This window comes from Streptacidiphilus sp. PAMC 29251, assembly GCF_054208735.2.
On the sequence record NZ_CM135725.2, the window covers coordinates 7,917,141 to 7,932,964 of the forward strand.

Here is a 15,824-nt window from a genome sequence, read left to right on the forward strand (position 1 = left end):
CACCCCGAGCACGGAGAGACCGAACGATGACCGACACCCGCGCCGGCAGCGGTTCTGACAGTGCCTCACTTTCTGACAGTGGATCAGGAACGGCCGGTGCAAAGCCGACGAAGGCCGCCATCCCCACCGCGGCCTGGGTCAACCTCGCCGTCGCGACGGTCGGCATCGCCGTCAACTTCTGGGCCTGGGGCCTGATCAGCCCCCTGGGCACGACCTACAAGCAGCAGCTCGGCCTCAGCTCGTTCCAGCAGTCTTTCCTGGTCGCCGTGCCGGTCCTGGTCGGTTCGCTGGGCCGGATTCCGGTGGGCGCGCTGACCGACAAGTTCGGGGCCCGGCTGGTGGTCCCGGCGATCAGCTTCGCCACCATCCTGCCGGTGCTGGCGCTGAGCCTGGTCCACAGCTATGCGCTGCTGCTGGTGGTCGGCTTCTTCCTCGGCATCGGCGGCAGCTTCTTCGCCGCGGGCGTCCCCTACGTCAACGCCTGGTTCCCGCCCGCCCGGCGCGGTCTGGCCATCGGCATCTTCGGCATCGGCACCGGCGGCACGGCCATCGCCTCCTTCTTCACCGCCAGGTTGCTGCGCTGGTACGACAACACCAACACCATGTTCTACCTGGTCGCGATCGTGCTCGCGGTCTACGGGCTGATCGCCGTGCTGGTCGCCAGGGACGCGCCGGGCCGGCAGGTGCCGGACCAGCTGTTCGGCCGCCGCTTCACCGACGCGCTGCGGCACCCGGCCACCCTGCCGATGTCCCTGCTCTACGCCGTCTCCTTCGGCGCCTTCGTCGCCATGGGCGTCTACCTCCCCACCTACCTCAAGGAGGCGTACGGGCTGAGCCAGGACGGGGCCTCCACCAGGGCGGCCGGGTTCACCCTGGTGGCGGTGCTGTTCCGGCCGCTGGGCGGCAGCCTCTCGGACCGGATCGGTCCGGCGAAGGTGCTGATCGGCTCCTTCGGCACGCTGGGCGTCACCGCGGTCTGGCAGGCGTTCCAGCCCGGCCTCAACCCCTGGTCCACGGTGGCCTTCCTGGTCATGGCCGCCAGCGTCGGACTGGCCTGCGGCGCGGTGTTCGCCCTGGTCGCCAACGTCACCCCGAAGGAGAAGGTCGGCACGGTCACCGGCCTGGTCGGCGCCGCCGGCGGCCTCGGCGGCTACTTCCCCCCACTGGTCATGGGCTCGGTCTACGGCAGCACCGGCTCCTACGCGATCGGTCTGATGCTGCTCTCGGACGCCGCCTTCGCCGCACTGGTCTACTGTTCGGCCCGGCTCCGCGGCCGGGACCGCAGGGACAGCCCCAACGCCTTCGGCAGCTGAGCAGCCCTCGACCTGCGCTCAGCCGTGGACGAAGCAGACGTTCAGGATGACCACGGGCGGGCCCTTGATCATCCCGGCGCGGTTCCAGGACATGCCGAACTCCTCCCGGTTGATCGTGAGTTCGGCGCTGAGGGTGACCTCGGTGGGGCCGGCCGCGACGGCCTGGGCGGTGAAGGCCAGCGGGCGGGTCCTGGCCAGCACGGTGAGGCTGCCGGTGATCTCCACCGTGCCGTCCGGACCGGGCACGGCGCTGTCGGCGGTGAAGCCGAAGACCGGGTAGCGCTCGACGTCGAAGAAGTCCGCGCTGCGGAGGTGGGTGTCGAGTCTGGCCTGGCCGGTCCTGACCGAGCCGGCGTCGACGGTGAGGCTGCCGGTCGCGGTGTGGTCGGGGCCGATCTCGCCCTCGCCGCCGACCGTGTCGAAACTGCCGGTGACGGTGGCCAGGCCCCAGATCGACCTGGCTCTGAGGCCGACCGAGGATCGCGCGGGGTCCAGGGTCCAGTGTCCGCTTTCCAGTGCGGTCAGCAGCGTGGCGGGCGGGGTGCCGGTGGTCGGACGGTCGGTCATGGGGTCAGGCCTCTCGCTGATGCAGGGTGGTGTGGCCCAGGTGCTTGCCGAGGAACGCCACGATGTCGTCCATCACCTGTTGGGTGGTCCAGGGGAGCCCGGAGACGGTGTCGCCCAGGAAGGCCAGGTCGCCGTGGTTGGCGTCCAGCAGCAGATACCGGGTGCTGTCGGCCCCGGCGGCCCGCAGGGCGTGGTGCAGCAGCAGGGTCTGGTCGGGCGGGATGAGGGTGTCGGCGCTGCCGTGCAGCAGCAGGAAGGGCGGGGTGGACGCGTCGGCGTAACCGGCCGGATTGGACCGCGCGACCGCGTCCGACTCCTCGGCCGCCCGGTCGAAGTCGATGCCGACCTGCGCGAGGTCGGACGGCCCGAACTTGTCGACCACGGCCTGCACCCGGCTGCTCCGGTCCAGGTGCTCGCCGACCTCGAACTCCTCACGTCCGTTGGTGGTGCCGGTCATCGCGGCGAGGTAGCCGCCCGCCGACTCCCCGTAGACGGCGACCCGCTCCGGGTCGATGCCGTACCGGTCGGCGTGGGCCCGCAGATAGCGGATCGCCGACTTCACGTCCGCGACCGCGTCCCGGTAGGTGGCGCCGTTGAGGATGGTCCGGTACTGGACCGAGGCCACCGCGTAGCCCTGTTCGGCCAGGTAGGTGCGCTGGTCCAGCCCGTTCTCCTTGAGCGCCATGACGAAGCCGCCGCCCGGGAGGTAGACGACCAGGGGCTTCGCGCCCTCGGTCGCGGGGATCTGGAGGTCCAGCCGCAGCTCGACCGGCTCCCCGGTGGCGGACAGCGGTGTCGCGTAGACGAGGTCGCTGTGCGTGGCCACCCCCGGGGTCGTCCCGAGCTGGATCTGGGCTCCGGTCGGCCGGATCACCGTGCTGGTACTGGTGTCGCCCGGCTCCACGGAGGTGGCCAGGGTGATCCCCAACGCCTCGGCGATGGCCCGGTCGGGACCGGCGGGGGCAGGATCCGGAAGGGCAGGATCCGGGAGGGCGGTGGGCGCCGCGTCGGCGTTGGGCTCGGTCATGGCTCTCCTCGGAGGTCAGGCGGTCGCGGGTGCGGCGAGTGCGTCGAACTCCGGCTCGGTGGCCGGGAGGTCGGCGTGGCGACCGTGCAGGACCAGACCGGCCAGCAGGCAGGACAGCAAGCGCGGCGCCGGCGCAGAGCAGGAATCCGGCCGAGTAGCCGTCGCCGAGGGCGTGCAGGGCCAGCGGCGCTGCGGCGCCGGGAGGCGACTGCGGCGGGAGCGAGTTGACCGCGAGCGGCCCCCCGGCCGTCGCGATCTGACCCGCTGCCGCCTTGACGCCCATCGGCAGCGGAGAGCCGGCCAGGGCGGAGTTGAACCCGGTGGAGGCTCGGCTCAGCGCGATCGCCCCGATCAGGGCGGGACCGATGGCCGCGCCGAAGTCGCGCAGCTGGCTGGTGGTGCCACTGGCCATCCCGGCCAGCCGGATCGGCACGGTGTTGACGGCGGTCGCGGTGATGGAGGAGACCGCGAGGGTGAAGCCGATCCCGATCAGGATCAGCGGCGCGATCAGCGAGGGCAGCCCCAGGTCGGTGATCGGGAGCCGGGAGAGCAGCACGTCGCCGATGGCGATCAGCAGGAAGCCGCCGCTCAGCAGCCAGCGCGCGGAGACCCGGTGCAGCAGCTTGGCGGTCACCGGGGCCAGCACCAGCGTGGGCCCGTTGGTGAACAGGAAGGCCACCGCGATCCGCAGCGGGCTCTGGTGCTGGATCGGGCCGAGCCGGATGCTGAGGGCGTAGCAGGTGCCGATGAAGCTGAATATGCCGATCACCGCGACGATGGCGGCGACGCTGAACAGCCGGTTCTTGAACAGGTCCAACTGCAGCAGCGGTGCCGGGGAGCGCAGTTCGGCGATCACGAACAGGCTCAGGAAGACCGCTGCGATCAGGAAGGCGGTGACGACGGGGGCGGCTCCCCAGCCGTCGGTGGGTCCCTGAATGATGCCGTAGAGCAGGGCGAACAGGCCGATGGCGATGGTGAGTTGGCCCGGAATGTCGAGAGAGCGGCCCTGCGGCGCCTTGGAGTCGTGGGCGATCAGACCCACCGCCCCGCTGATCACGGCCAGCAGGGCGAGGATGACGAACGCCCAGCGCCAGGAACCGTAGTTGCCGGTGATGCCACCGAGCATCGGGGCGACGAAGCCGCCGGCGGCCAGGCAGGCGGACCAGGCCGCGATCGCGGTGGCGCGCTGCTTGGGCGTGTGGGTGCCGACGGCGATCATGGCGAGCGAACTGGGCAGGATGCCGGCCGCGCCGACACCGGCCAGGGCCTGGCCGGCCCACAGGTAGTGCACGCTGCCCGCGCCGGCTGACAGGGCCTCGCCCAGGGCCAGCAGCAGGGCGCCGCCGACGAGGAGGCGCTTGCGTCCGAACAGGTCCCCGAGCACCCCGAAGGTGAGTTCGAGGACGGCGACGGGCAGCAGGGTGGCGTCGGAGATCCAGGTCAGCTGGGACCCGGTGGTGTGCAGTGAGGTCTGCAGCAGGCCGTTGAGGGTGGCCGGGATCGCCAGTGCGGTCTGGGCGATGCAGATCGCCAGGCAGCAGGCGATCAGGGTGCTCATGGGCAGGGTTCTGGTGGTGACGGGTGGAGTCGTGGTCTGAGTCATGCCGCATCCAAAGGTGGTGGTGGAGAACTGGGGTGGGGGTGCTCCTGCGGTGTGCTCGTGCGGGGTGGGGTCGTGGTTACGGCGCCGGCTCGATCGGGACGTTGCCGCGGAACACCCGCTCGGGGTCGAGCCGGTGCTTGATCCGCTGCAGCCGCGCGTAGGTCTCCGGCGGGTAGACGCTGCGGACCCGGTCCGGTTCGGTGTCGAGGAAGTTGATGTAGCCGGCGTCGGAGCCGACGCTGTCCATCCCGGCGTAGGTGTCCCGGGCCCAGCCGATCTGGGTCTCGGCCTCCTCCGGCTCGGTCCAGGCCGCGACGACGTTGAGGATGTACGCGGCACCGCGGTGCGCGAACGCGGTCGCGTCCACCGGAACCCGGCTGGCCGCGCCGCCCAGCCGGAGCACCTCGATCTGCGCGTGCCGTCCGGGCAGTCGGCCCCCGGCCTCCAGCAGGGCCTTGATCGCGGTGTCGTCCACCCGGTCGAGGTAGCGGGACTTGTTGTAGTTGGACCGGCCGTGCGGATGCAGGTCGTCCTGCATGGACTGCACGGCGACGTACGGCATCCGGGCCACGAAGCTCATCACCGGCGAGCTCTGCTTGATCAGTTGATCCATCGGTGCGGCGCCCTGGGCCAGGTCGCCGGACCACACCGCGTTGACCATCACCACCGGTCGGCCGACCAGCTCCGGCGGCATGCCGGGCATCGGCGGAGCCAGGCAGGTGATGCAGATGGCGCTCAGCGCGTCGGACGCGGCCTCCATGGTGGACACGTAGTGCGCCACCGCCCGGGGCAGGTCCTCCAGCAGGAAGGCCGCCTGGCCGAACAGGACGTCGCTCACCGGGTGGGTCCGCAGGGTGAACTCGGTGACGACGCCGAAGTTGCCGCCCCCGCCGCGCAGCGCCCACAGCAGCTCCGCGTCCTCGCCCTCCTCCTCGCCGGCCCGAACGATGCTGCCGTCCGCGGTGACGACCTCGGCGCCGGTGATGTTGTCGCAGGTCAGCCCGAAGTTGCGGAAGGTCCAGCCGAATCCGCCGCCCAGCGCGAGACCGCCGAGGCCGGTGTGCGAGACCACACCGGCCGGGACGATGCGGCCGCGCTCGGCGGCCTTGCTGTCGACGTCCGCCAGCAGACAGCCGCCGCCGGCGCGGACGCTCGTCCCGTCCTCGGCGAAGGTGACCGAGCGCAGCCGGGAGAGGTCCACCACGACGCCGTCGTCGCACACGGAGAGGCCGGCCACCTGGTGGCCGCCGCCGCGTACCGAGAGCGGGACGTTCGCCGCCCGCGCCGCGCGGACCACCGCGGCGACGTCGGCGGTGGACCGGCAGTGGGCGATGAGGGCGGGGCGCTTGTCGACCGTGGCGTTCCAGACGCGGCGCGCCTGGTCGTAGCCGGGGTCCGTGGGCAGAACCGCTTCGCCTTCGAAAGTGCCGTCGAGCGAGGCGAGGATCCTGCTGCCGGGCTGGGGGATGTCCATGGGAGACGTACGCTCCTGTTCGTGATGCTTGGCGGAGGGCCGGATGACGCTTGGCGGAGGGCCGGGTGTGCAGATCGTGGCGCGAGGGCTGTCAGCGCGACGGCGTTAAACCGGTTGCAGAGAGTTTGCTTCCGGCCCGCTACTCAGTCAAGACATGTGCCGGACCAGTTCATTCGAAGCTGCTGAAGACCAGCCCGTGGCGCTTTTTCCGGTGCGGGCAGGGTGATGCAACCCTTTGCTCAGGTGCTGGCCCGCCGCGCCGACAGACGCTCAGCGGCCGGGTACGGCCGGGGCCGGCGCGGGGGCGGGCGCGTCGGCGTTCCCGCGGCTGCGGGTGGCGACCACGACCAGGCCGGCCAGTACTCCCGCGGCCACCGCCAGCGGCCCCCAGGGGGCGCCCCGCGGCAGGTCGAGCCAGTGGTCCACGCTCAGCGCGCCGGGTCCGCAGAAACCGATCGCGGCCACCCCGGCCAGCAGCATCAGCTCGAACTCGAAGCCGTGCTTGCGGCCGTCCAGGCCGTTGCGCAGGTGCAGTGCGGTGACATTGGCGAGGACCCCGGTGAGCATCACCGTGGCCAGCACGCTGAGCGCGCCGGTGGCCGTCAGCACCGCGCCGGCGGTCTCGGTGGCGCCGGCGATCAGTGCCATCAGCCGTGGCGGACGGAAGCCCTGCGAGGCGAAGAACTTCTCGGCCCGGTCCAGGCCGCCGCCGTCCCACCAGCCGAAGAGCTTCTGGGTGCCGTGGAAGGCCATGATCACGAACAGGGTGAGCCGCAGGATCAGCAGGCCGTAGTCGGCGGCGCCCATCAGTCGCTCGAGGGGCGCGCCGCCGGGCTGAACTTCGGCAGCACCTCGTCCAGGAAGAGGTCCAGCGAGCGGCCGGACTCCGCCTCGGTCATGAAGCCGAAGTTGAACAGCAGCGACATGTGCCGGACCCCGGCCTCGGCAAAGGCGTTGATCTTCTCGGCGACGGTGGAGGGGCTGCCGACGATCATCGCGCGCTGCAGGAACTCGTCCGGGTTCTGCGGGGAGACGCCGACCACGCTCTTCAGGTGGGCGCTGTCCTTGATGTCACCGGTCATGGCGAAGTTCTTCTTCTGGTGCGCGCCCATCTCCTCCATCCGGGCCCGGGCGAAGGCGACCGCTTCCTCGTCGGTCTCCCCGACGATGACCTGCTTCTGCACCAGGCTCCAGTCCAGGCGCTCCTCGATGAAGGCCTCGTCGTGCCCGGCCTCGGCGAGCGCGTCGGTGTAGAGCTTGATCCGGGGGCCGATCACGTCCACTGTCTCCCGGGCGGTGAACAGGTACCAGCCCTTGCGGCCGGTCCACAGCACGCCCTCGTCGTTCTGGGTCGCCCGCGCGAACTTCGGGCGCGAGGCGTGGTAGGCGGCGGGCATGATCCGGGTGCGCAGCGAGCCGTGCTCGAAGGCGGTGGACCACTCGTAGTCCGGGTCCTCCGGCTTCTTGTCCAGGGCCCGTTCCATGACCTCCAGGTTGTGCAGCATCTGCTCGTGCCGCACCGAGGGGTCCCGGCCCAGGCCGGCGTACTCGACCGGGGAGCCACCGGCCGCGAAGCCGACGATGAGGTTGCCGCGGGTGATGATGTCGAGCAGGTTGCAGCTCTGCGCCAGCCGCATCGGGTTGTGCAGCGTGGGGACCGCGACGGCCATCAGGAACATGGTGCCGTCCGGCACCTGGGAACTGAGGTGGGCGGCCAGCATGAAGTTGTTGCCGTAGGTGTTGTAGCCGGAGAAGTGGTGCTCGGTGAGGGCGATGCCCTGGACACCGGCCTCGGTGGCGCGGACGGCCTGGGCGACGGTGTGCTCGATGATCGGCACGTCCTCCTCGGCTCCACGGGTCTGCGGGTTCAGATAGATCGAGAACCGCATGGCAGGTGCTCCTTCGAGGATCTGTTAAATCGGTTGCATTGAGATTTACCACGCACCTTCTGGACGGTCAATGCTTCTGACGGAAGCCCGGAAAGGCTCCGTTCCGGACCCGTACGGAAGGTCTGGAGCTGCTGAAAGCTTGCAGCGCGACACAGCTGCGGCACATGCTCGCCGGGTGCTGCGGAGAGGGTCGAGCGGCACGCGGACGCTGCGTTCTCCCTTGACAGTACTGGAGCCGCTGACCATCATCGTTAAATCGGTTGCATCAACCAGGCAGCACGCGACGATGCGAGAACAAGGAGCCCCCACAGATGGCAGACATCGTCTTCATCAACTGTTTTGAGGTACCGCTCGGACGGGAGAAGGAGTTCCTGGCCCTGTGGTCGCAGATCGACGACTACATGTGCGCCAAGCCCGGCTTCCGCTGGCGCAAGCTGCACCTCTCGCTCGACCCCCACACCCGCCTGCGCTACGTCAATGTGGCCGGCTGGGATTCGGCGGAGCAGTTCGACGCCGCCCACGACGGGGAGTTCCGCCGGATGCAGTCCCAGCCGGAGTGGCTGGAGTTCCCCGCCCTCCCCTCGCTCTACACCGTCGAGCAGGAGACCCACGCGGCCGCTTCCGTCGAGGCTTCCGTCGGCTCCTCCGTCGAGGCCTCCGCCGATGACTGACCTGCCCGGGGCGGGGGGACGGGTGGTCGCCGCGCGCGACCTGCGTCCCGCCGTGGTGCCGGGGCACTCCTTCCGGGTCCTCGCGGACGCGGCCGGGGCTGATGGTGCTCTCGGCACCGGCGGCGCCTTCAGCCTGACCGAGGCCGAGAGTCCCAAGGGCGCCGGCGTCCCGCCGCATGCCCACGACGGGTCGGTGGAGTGCTTCTACGTCCAGGACGGCGCGTACCGGCTGACCGTGAGCGGGACCTCGCACGAGCTGGGCCCGGGCGGATTCCTGCTGGTCCCGCGGGGTGCGTCGCACCAGTTCGAGGTGCTGGAGGGACAGGCGGCGGCGCTGGTCCTGTTCGCTCCGGCGGGCTTCGAGGAGGTGTTCCGGCAGATGCCGGAGGTCTTCGGAACCCCGGGGGAACCCGGCCCGCTCTGGGGCGAGGTCAACGCGCGGGCCGACACCCGGCTGCTGCACAGCGACGTGCACGATGACGCGGGAGCCGGGCCCGCTGCCCTGGTCAGGCCCGGGGGAGCGGCGGACGCCGCCGCACCCCGGTCGCTGACCCTGGCGGACTCGGCGGCGACCGGCACCGAGCTGCGGATCCGGCTGCGCGACGGCGACTCGGCCGGGATCGAATGGACGCCGGGGGCCTCGGCGACCGCGGTCTACGTCCTCGCCGGGCGCTACCGCTTCGACCTTCCCGGCGGTGAGCTGGAGGTCGGCGCGGGCGAGTACCTCGCGCTTCCGGGCGTAGCGGGCGCGGGGGGCGTAGCTGGGGCGGCGGGCGCACCAGGTGCGACGGGCGTGACGCGGGCGCGGGCCCTGGTCGCGGGCAGCCGGGCGCTGCTGCTGCACCTGGGCGACTGACGCCGCCGCCCTGACCCCTTGGGAAAGCTGTGAAGCGAGCAACACACCACGACAGGAGCCGCCATGACAACCAGTGAGACCCCTCCCACAGGCACCGAGCGGGCCCTCGGCGACCCGTCGCTGACGCCGCAGGAACGCGCCAATATCGAACTGGTGCTGATGTTCCGTGCGCTGCCGTTCTCGGAACGCAGCAAGTACACGGTCGAGAACTTCAAGCCGGGCCGGATGGGCATGGCCAATCTCGCCGAGGTCAAGGTCGGCGACGGTCCGAACTATGACGCGCGCTCGATACCGGACCGGGTGGACGAGATCCTTGAGATCATCGCCCACGGCGACCGGGTGTGGGCGACCTGGCTGATCAAGGGCACCCACCGCGGCGAGCTCTACGGCATCCCCGCCACCGGCCGCAGCGTCGAGGTCCTCGAACTCGGGCAGTGGCGGATCCAGGACGGCCTCATCTCCGAAGCCTGGTTCTTCGTCGACGAGTTGGCCCTGGTCCGGCAGCTGGGCCTCTGGCCGCAGCCGGACGCCGGGGACGCCGAGAACCCGGACACCGAAGACGCCAAAGACGCCGAGCACGACGCGCCCGACCACAGCACGAAGGAGCACTGAGATGGCTACCGTGTTCGACCCCATCGATCTCGGTGGACGCCGCCTGCCGAACCGGATCGTGATGGCCCCGATGAGCCGCAGCCGGGCCTACGGGCCCGCGGCCTGCCCCGGCCCCTCGACCGCCGCGTACTACCGCCAGCGCGCCTCGGCCGGTCTGATCATCACGGAGGGGATCCAGCCCTCCGCGGTGGCCCGCGGCTACCCCGCCACCCCCGGGCTCTACTCGCCGGAGCAGATCCGGGCCTGGCGTGCGGTCACCGACGAGGTGCACCAGGCCGGGGGCACCATCTTCGCCCAGCTGATGCACGCCGGCCGGATCGGCCACCCCAGCCTGCTGCCGGACGGCCTCACCCCGGTCGCCCCGTCACCGATCGCCGCTGCCGCGCAGGTGTTCACCGCCGAGGGCCCCCAGCCCTGCGTGGAACCGCGTGAACTCACCGGCGCGGAGATCGAGGCGACGGTCCAGGACTTCGCCGCCGCCGCCCGCAACGCGATCGCGGCCGGCTTCGACGGGGTCGAACTGCACGGGGCGAACGGCTTCCTGATCCACCAGTTCCTCTCCGCCCACTCCAATGCCCGTACCGACGGCTGGGGCGGGTCGGTCCCGGCCCGGATCCGCTTCGCGGTGGAGGTGACCCTGGCGGTGGTGGGCGCGATCGGCGCCGACCGGGTCGGCATCCAGCTCTCCCCGGGCAACCCCTACAACGACATGGTGGAGCAGGACCTGCCCGGCACCTATGGCCCCCTGGTCTCCGCGCTCGACGGCTTCGGCCTGGCCTACCTCAGCCTCACCGAGGGGGCCGACCGCGAGCTGACCCGGGAGCTGCGCCGGATCTGGTCGGGCGTGCTGCTGCTCAACCCGTTCACCGCACCCCGCTCGACCGGGCTGCCGGAACTGGGCCTGGTGGAGGACGGGACGACCGACCTGCTCTCCTTCGGCTCGCTGTTCCTGGCCAACCCGGACCTGCCGCGCCGGCTGGCCGCGGGCGGCCCGTTCAACGCGGCCGATCCGTCGACCTTCTACGGCGGCGACGACCGGGGCTACACCGACTACCCGTCCCTGGAAGCCGTCACGGCCTGAAGCCGGCCTGGAGCGGCCCGACGCGGCCTGAAACGGCCTGAAACGGCCTGAGGTCGGCCGGCGGCACAGGTACGGCATAGGATCTGCCCATCGTTATCGCACGCCAGAGGTGTTGGAGAGAATGGTCAACCGGTCCACCATCCGGGACGTGGCGCGCGTTGCCGGGGTCTCCGTCTCAACGGTCTCCAGGGTGTTCACCGCGCCCCAGCGCTTCCGCGACGAGACCCGGCAGAAGGTCTACGCCGCCGCCGAGCAGCTCAACTACGCCCCGAACCGGATGGCCGCCGCCCTCACCACGGGCCGTACCGGGAACATCGGCCTGATCGTCCCCAACCTCGCCAACCCGCTCTTCCCGGAGATGGTCAAGGCCGCCCAGCACCAGTCGCGACGGCACAACCTCGCTGCTCTGCTGGGCGACAGCGACGACGACGCGGACGACGAGGAGAAGCTGATCCGCACCCTGTCCAAGGATGTGGACGGGTTTCTGCTGTTCTCGTCCCTGCTGCGGGACGAGCAGATCGCGGCGGTCGGCGTGCTGTGCCCCACGGTGTTTGTGAACCGGCGCGTCGACGGCTACCCGTGCGTCCTGGTGGACGCGCTGCAGGGGATGCGGCAGCTCACCCAGTACCTGAGCAACCTCGGCCACACCAGCCTGTTCTACCTGGCCGGGCCGGCCAACTCCTGGGCCGCCAACGACCGGGTGGCGGCGCTGGTCCAGGCCGGGACGGAGACCGGGCTGCAGATAGACGTCTCCCCGGCGAACCGGCCGACCTTCGAGTCGGGAACGCTGGCGGCGGAGCAGCTGGTCCGTGCGCCGCTGCCGACGGCCGTGGTGTGCTTCAACGACGTCATGGCGATGGGCCTGACCGCCAGCCTGCTGCGGTCCGGCGTGCGGGTTCCGGAGCAGATCAGCGTGGTGGGCTGGGGCGGGACACAGCTGGCCAGCTACACCACCCCGGCGGTGACCACCATGGCCGTGCCGCTGGGGGAGCTGGGCAGCCTGGCCGTGGACCAGCTGCTGCTGGACCGGGGCTGCCCGACCAACCAGGACCCGGGACCGGTCAGCCTGGGAGTCTCCCTGGTCGCCCGGGCCACCACGGGCCGTGCACGAGTGAGTTGACTGAACGTCAGTTGTGCTTTGGCCTGTTGCTGAGCCGTTTTGACTGTGCGTCAGCTGTGTCGTGGTGCGGCCGTCGAGGCCCGGACGACCAAGCGCACCGGGAGCAGCACGGTCTTGGCGACCGGTGCCGATGAAGCCCCTTCCCCGCCACCGCTCGGAGCGTCCAGCTGTTCGAGCAGCAGTCGGGCCGCCTCCGCCCCCAGGTCCTGGTGCGGCACATGCACCGTGGTCAGTGGGGGCTGGAACTCGTCGGCGAACTGCATGTCGTTGTAGCCGACGAGGGAGATGTCCTCGGGGCAGCGCAGCCCGCGTTCGCGCAGCACATGCAGTGCGCCGAGGGCGATCAGGTCGTTGCCGGCCAGGATCGCCGTGGTGTCCGGGTGCCGGTCGAGCAGTTCCCGGGCCCCTTGCTCGCCCGCCCGCACCGAGTAGGCCCCGCTGACGACCACCGGCGCACGTTCCGGGGCGATCCCGGCCACCTCGACGGCATGGCGGAAGGCCCGGTTGCGGATCGTGCCGGTGGAGAGCGTCTGCGGGCCGGCCAGATGGGCCACCGCGCGGTGCCCCAGGCCCAGCAGGTGCTGCACGGCCAGGGTGACGCCCGCCCCGTCGTCCGCCGCGACCAGCGGGAACATGGCCAGGTCGGTGCCCCGGCTGAGCAGCACGATCGGCACGCCGATCGCGTGCGACTCCGCCAGCAGCGAGTGCTCGCGCTGCGCCGTGGCGACGATGAAGCCGTCCACCTGGCGCCCGAGCAGCGCCTCGAACTGGGTGCGCTCCTTGGCCTGGTCATTGTCGGTATTGGCCAGCAGCGCGGTGTAGCCGCGGCGGGTCAGCACCTCCTCGATCCCGCGCGCCATCGGCGGGAACAGCGGATTGGTGAGGTCCGGCAGCAGCACGCCGACCGTGAAGGAGCGGTTGGTGCGCAGGCTCCGGGCCGCGGTGTTGGGGGTGAATCCCAGCTCCTCGGCCACCGTGCGCACCCGCCGTACGGTCGCCGCGCTCACCCGGCCGCCGGCTTCGGGGTTCAGGGCTCGGGAGGCCGTGGCCTTGTGGACCCCGGCCAGGCGGGCCACATCGGCGATGGTCGGGCGCTTGCTCACCTGGGCAGTGTAGGGATCTTCGGAAGCCTCCACAATCGGCCGCCGCCCGCGCTCGGGAGCCGGGGTGCGACACCTCTTGACAGCCCTCGGGCAGCGGGGCGAGCATGAGAGCAATCGGTTGCGCAAAGAAGATGCTGATGTTCGCACCCCTCCCTTGCCCCGGCCATGGCAATCGAGTGCGCACTCGGCACCGCCACTGAACAGCTTTCCCTCTCAGAGCGAGGAACAACAGATGACCAACGTCGCCAAGGACCGGCCCAGGATCGGCTGGATCGGCACCGGCCGGATGGGCTTCCAACTGGCCACCCGACTGCTGGACGCCGGATACGACGTCGCCGTGCAGAACCGCACCCGGGCCAAGGCCGAACCGCTGGCCGAGCGCGGCGCGACGATCGTCGACCGGCCGGAGCAGCTGGCGGACCGTGACGTGGTGTTCGTCATGGTCTCCGCGTCCGCCGACCTGGAGTCGGTCACCACCGGACCCGGCGGGGTGCTCACCTCGCCGACCGCGGCCCCGGGCGTGCTGATCGACAGCTCCACGGTGTCCGCCGAGGTCTCCGCCCTGGTGCGGGCCGCCGCCGCCAAGCGCGGCACGGAACTGCTGGCCGCCCCGGTCAGCGGAAACCCCAAGGTGATCGCGGCCGGGCTGCTGACCGTCGCCGCCTCCGGGCCGCGCGAGGTCTTCGACCAGGTCGAGCCGCTGCTCCAAGTACTGGGCCGCGGGGTGACCTACGTCGGCGAGGACGAAGTGGCCCGCCTGGTCAAGATCGCACACAACGTCTTCCTGGGCGTCGTCACCCAGTCCCTGGCCGAGATCACCCTCCTCGCCGAGAAGGGCGGAGTCAGCCGGGCCGCGTTCCTGGCCTTCCTCAACGACTCGGTGATGGGCTCGGTCTTCACCCGCTACAAGTCGCCCGCGCTGGTCAACCTGGAGTTCAAGCCGACCTTTACGATGCCGCTGCTGCGCAAGGACTTCGACCTCGGCCTGGCCGCGGCCCGCGCCCTGGAGGTCCCGATGCCGCTGGCCTCGGCCACCGCGCAGCTGGTGGCCGGCGCGATCGGCGCGGGCCACACCGAGGAGGACTTCGCCACCCTGATCCTGGAGCAGGCCCGGCAGGCCGGAATGGTGCTGGAGCCCGAGAACGTGCCGGTGGACGACGGCCTGACGGTGCGGCAGTGACCGGGGCGACGCGCGGCTCTGCGGGTGGGGGCTCGGCGAACGCGAGTGCGGCGCTGCGGCCGATCCCGGCCTACGGCCACAGCGCGGTGGACTACGAGCAGCGGGTGGACTACGACCGGCTGCGGTCCTACCGGATCGAGCGGGCCCGGGCCGCGCTGGAGTCCAGCGAGTGCGGGGCGTTCCTGCTGTTCGACTTCTACAACATCCGCTACACCACCCAGACCTGGATCGGCGGGGCGCTCGGCGACAAGATGAGCCGCTACGCCCTGCTGACCCGCGGCGGCGAACCCGTGCTGTGGGACTTCGGCTCCGCGGCCCGGCACCACCAGCTCTACGCGCCGTGGCTGCGTCCGGAGAACTCCCGGGCGGGCATGCTCGGACTGCGCGGCGCGGTCGCCCCCGAGGCCGGTCTGATGCGCTCCGCGGTCCGCGAGATCAAGGGGATGCTGGAGGACGCGGGCCTGGCCCACCTCCCGGTCGGGGTGGACATCGTGGAGCCGCCGTTCCTCTTCGAGATGCAGCGGCAGGGCCTGAAGGTGGTCGACGCCCAGCAGTTGATGCTCGACGCCCGGCAGATCAAGTCCCAGGACGAGATCGCCCTGCTGTCGATGGCCGCGGCCATGGTCGACGGAGTCTACCAGGACATCGTCGAGGCGCTCAAGCCCGGCGTGCGCGAGAACGAGATCGTCGCACTGGCCAACAAGCGGCTGTACGAGATGGGTTCGGACCAGGTCGAGGCGATCAACGCGGTGTCGGGCGAGCGTTGCAACCCGCACCCGCACAACTTCTCCGACCGCATCATCCGGCCCGGCGACCAGGCGTTCTTCGACATCATCCAGTCCTACAACGGCTACCGGACCTGCTACTACCGCACCTTCGGCGTCGGCAGTTCGACGTCCTCGCAACGGGACGCCTACACCAGGGCCCGGGAGTGGATGGACGCGGCGATCGGCGTGGTCAAGCCCGGCGTGGGCACCGACCAGGTGGCCCGGATGTGGCCGGCCGCCGAGGAGTTCGGCTTCGCCAGTGAGATGGCGGCCTTCGGCCTGCAGTTCGGGCACGGGCTCGGCCTCGGCCTGCACGAGCGGCCGATCATCAGCCGGCTCAACAGCCTGGACAACCCGGTCGAGATCCAGGAGGGCATGGTCTTCGCGCTGGAGACCTACTGCCCGGCCTCGGACGGGTTCTCCGCCGCCCGGATCGAGGAGGAGGTCGTGGTGACGGCCGCCGGGCCGCAGATCCTCACCCGGTTCCCGGCGCAGGAGCTCTTCGTGGCGAACGCGTACTGACCCGACCCGACATCTATTCGGACCATTCGGAGGAGAGAC

14 protein-coding genes and 1 pseudogene are annotated in these 15,824 nt (G+C 70.9%); 8 read left to right on the top strand and 7 right to left on the bottom strand.

From position 1 onward, the window contains the following. Positions 1-26: 26 nt before the first annotated feature. Positions 27-1,313: an MFS transporter gene (locus tag ACXKR8_RS37515; RefSeq protein WP_458269007.1), complete on the top strand. Its 1,287-nt coding sequence runs from the start codon at positions 27-29 to the stop codon at positions 1,311-1,313. A gap of 18 nt (positions 1,314-1,331) precedes the next feature. Here ACXKR8_RS37515 and ACXKR8_RS37520 read toward each other — a convergent pair whose 3' ends face one another. The 6 genes and pseudogenes from ACXKR8_RS37520 to ACXKR8_RS37545 form a co-directional block, all read right to left on the bottom strand. Further along, complete coding sequence (locus ACXKR8_RS37520) at positions 1,332-1,880, bottom strand: YceI family protein (protein ID WP_458269008.1); 549 nt, start codon at positions 1,878-1,880, stop codon at positions 1,332-1,334. A gap of 4 nt (positions 1,881-1,884) precedes the next feature. After that, a complete protein-coding gene (locus ACXKR8_RS37525; protein WP_458269009.1) occupies positions 1,885-2,907 on the bottom strand; it encodes a prolyl oligopeptidase family serine peptidase in 1,023 nt (340 codons plus the stop codon). A gap of 418 nt (positions 2,908-3,325) precedes the next feature. Continuing rightward, a pseudogene (locus tag ACXKR8_RS37530) lies at positions 3,326-4,510 on the bottom strand (MFS transporter); the annotation flags it as partial. A gap of 76 nt (positions 4,511-4,586) precedes the next feature. Further along, on the bottom strand, positions 4,587-5,984 hold the full coding sequence (locus ACXKR8_RS37535) for an FAD-binding oxidoreductase (RefSeq protein WP_458269011.1): 1,398 nt from the start codon (positions 5,982-5,984) through the stop codon (positions 4,587-4,589). A 270-nt stretch (positions 5,985-6,254) separates the two neighbouring features. Further along, complete coding sequence (locus ACXKR8_RS37540; protein ID WP_458269012.1) at positions 6,255-6,791, bottom strand: DoxX family protein; 537 nt, start codon at positions 6,789-6,791, stop codon at positions 6,255-6,257. Then, positions 6,791-7,873 (bottom strand): LLM class flavin-dependent oxidoreductase, encoded by a 1,083-nt coding sequence (locus ACXKR8_RS37545; RefSeq protein ID WP_458269013.1) that lies wholly within the window; start codon positions 7,871-7,873, stop codon positions 6,791-6,793. Before ACXKR8_RS37545 ends, ACXKR8_RS37540 begins: the two co-directional genes overlap by 1 nt. Before the next feature lie 311 nt (positions 7,874-8,184). On the opposite strand from ACXKR8_RS37545, the gene ACXKR8_RS37550 reads away from it, so the two are divergent. The 5 genes from ACXKR8_RS37550 (at position 8,185) to ACXKR8_RS37570 (ending at position 12,213) form a co-directional block, all read left to right on the top strand. Next, positions 8,185-8,544 (top strand): antibiotic biosynthesis monooxygenase family protein, encoded by a 360-nt coding sequence (locus ACXKR8_RS37550; protein WP_458269014.1) that lies wholly within the window; start codon positions 8,185-8,187, stop codon positions 8,542-8,544. Continuing rightward, the gene (locus tag ACXKR8_RS37555; protein WP_458269015.1) at positions 8,537-9,400 is read left to right on the top strand and encodes a cupin domain-containing protein; all 864 of its coding nucleotides are present in this window, start codon (positions 8,537-8,539) and stop codon (positions 9,398-9,400) included. The genes ACXKR8_RS37550 and ACXKR8_RS37555 overlap by 8 nt, the downstream gene beginning before the upstream one ends. 63 nt (positions 9,401-9,463) lie before the next feature. After that, positions 9,464-10,012 (top strand): ester cyclase, encoded by a 549-nt coding sequence (locus tag ACXKR8_RS37560; protein ID WP_458269016.1) that lies wholly within the window; start codon positions 9,464-9,466, stop codon positions 10,010-10,012. A gap of 1 nt (position 10,013) precedes the next feature. Next, on the top strand, positions 10,014-11,093 hold the full coding sequence (locus ACXKR8_RS37565) for an alkene reductase (protein WP_458269017.1): 1,080 nt from the start codon (positions 10,014-10,016) through the stop codon (positions 11,091-11,093). 148 nt (positions 11,094-11,241) lie between these two features. Then, on the top strand, positions 11,242-12,213 hold the full coding sequence (locus ACXKR8_RS37570; protein ID WP_458269018.1) for a LacI family DNA-binding transcriptional regulator: 972 nt from the start codon (positions 11,242-11,244) through the stop codon (positions 12,211-12,213). A 50-nt stretch (positions 12,214-12,263) separates the two neighbouring features. Here ACXKR8_RS37570 and ACXKR8_RS37575 read toward each other — a convergent pair whose 3' ends face one another. Further along, positions 12,264-13,316 (bottom strand): LacI family DNA-binding transcriptional regulator, encoded by a 1,053-nt coding sequence (locus ACXKR8_RS37575; RefSeq protein ID WP_458269019.1) that lies wholly within the window; start codon positions 13,314-13,316, stop codon positions 12,264-12,266. 232 nt (positions 13,317-13,548) lie between these two features. On the opposite strand from ACXKR8_RS37575, the gene ACXKR8_RS37580 reads away from it, so the two are divergent. Both ACXKR8_RS37580 and ACXKR8_RS37585 read left to right on the top strand, forming a co-directional pair. Beyond that, the gene (locus ACXKR8_RS37580) at positions 13,549-14,496 is read left to right on the top strand and encodes an NAD(P)-dependent oxidoreductase (RefSeq protein WP_458269020.1); all 948 of its coding nucleotides are present in this window, start codon (positions 13,549-13,551) and stop codon (positions 14,494-14,496) included. Then, on the top strand, positions 14,493-15,785 hold the full coding sequence (locus tag ACXKR8_RS37585) for a M24 family metallopeptidase (RefSeq protein ID WP_458269021.1): 1,293 nt from the start codon (positions 14,493-14,495) through the stop codon (positions 15,783-15,785). Before ACXKR8_RS37580 ends, ACXKR8_RS37585 begins: the two co-directional genes overlap by 4 nt. Positions 15,786-15,824: the final 39 nt, after the last annotated feature.

Excerpts from the sequence above, each read along its gene's own strand:
- ACXKR8_RS37515 (WP_458269007.1), top strand. The coding sequence starts at position 27 with ATGACCGACACCCGCGCCGGCAGCGGTTCTGACAGTGCCTCACTTTCT.
- ACXKR8_RS37520 (WP_458269008.1), bottom strand. The coding sequence starts at position 1,880 with ATGACCGACCGTCCGACCACCGGCACCCCGCCCGCCACGCTGCTGACC.
- ACXKR8_RS37525 (WP_458269009.1), bottom strand. The coding sequence starts at position 2,907 with ATGACCGAGCCCAACGCCGACGCGGCGCCCACCGCCCTCCCGGATCCT.
- ACXKR8_RS37535 (WP_458269011.1), bottom strand. The coding sequence starts at position 5,984 with ATGGACATCCCCCAGCCCGGCAGCAGGATCCTCGCCTCGCTCGACGGC.
- ACXKR8_RS37540 (WP_458269012.1), bottom strand. The coding sequence starts at position 6,791 with ATGGGCGCCGCCGACTACGGCCTGCTGATCCTGCGGCTCACCCTGTTC.
- ACXKR8_RS37545 (WP_458269013.1), bottom strand. The coding sequence starts at position 7,873 with ATGCGGTTCTCGATCTATCTGAACCCGCAGACCCGTGGAGCCGAGGAG.
- ACXKR8_RS37550 (WP_458269014.1), top strand. The coding sequence starts at position 8,185 with ATGGCAGACATCGTCTTCATCAACTGTTTTGAGGTACCGCTCGGACGG.
- ACXKR8_RS37555 (WP_458269015.1), top strand. The coding sequence starts at position 8,537 with ATGACTGACCTGCCCGGGGCGGGGGGACGGGTGGTCGCCGCGCGCGAC.
- ACXKR8_RS37560 (WP_458269016.1), top strand. The coding sequence starts at position 9,464 with ATGACAACCAGTGAGACCCCTCCCACAGGCACCGAGCGGGCCCTCGGC.
- ACXKR8_RS37565 (WP_458269017.1), top strand. The coding sequence starts at position 10,014 with ATGGCTACCGTGTTCGACCCCATCGATCTCGGTGGACGCCGCCTGCCG.
- ACXKR8_RS37580 (WP_458269020.1), top strand. The coding sequence starts at position 13,549 with ATGACCAACGTCGCCAAGGACCGGCCCAGGATCGGCTGGATCGGCACC.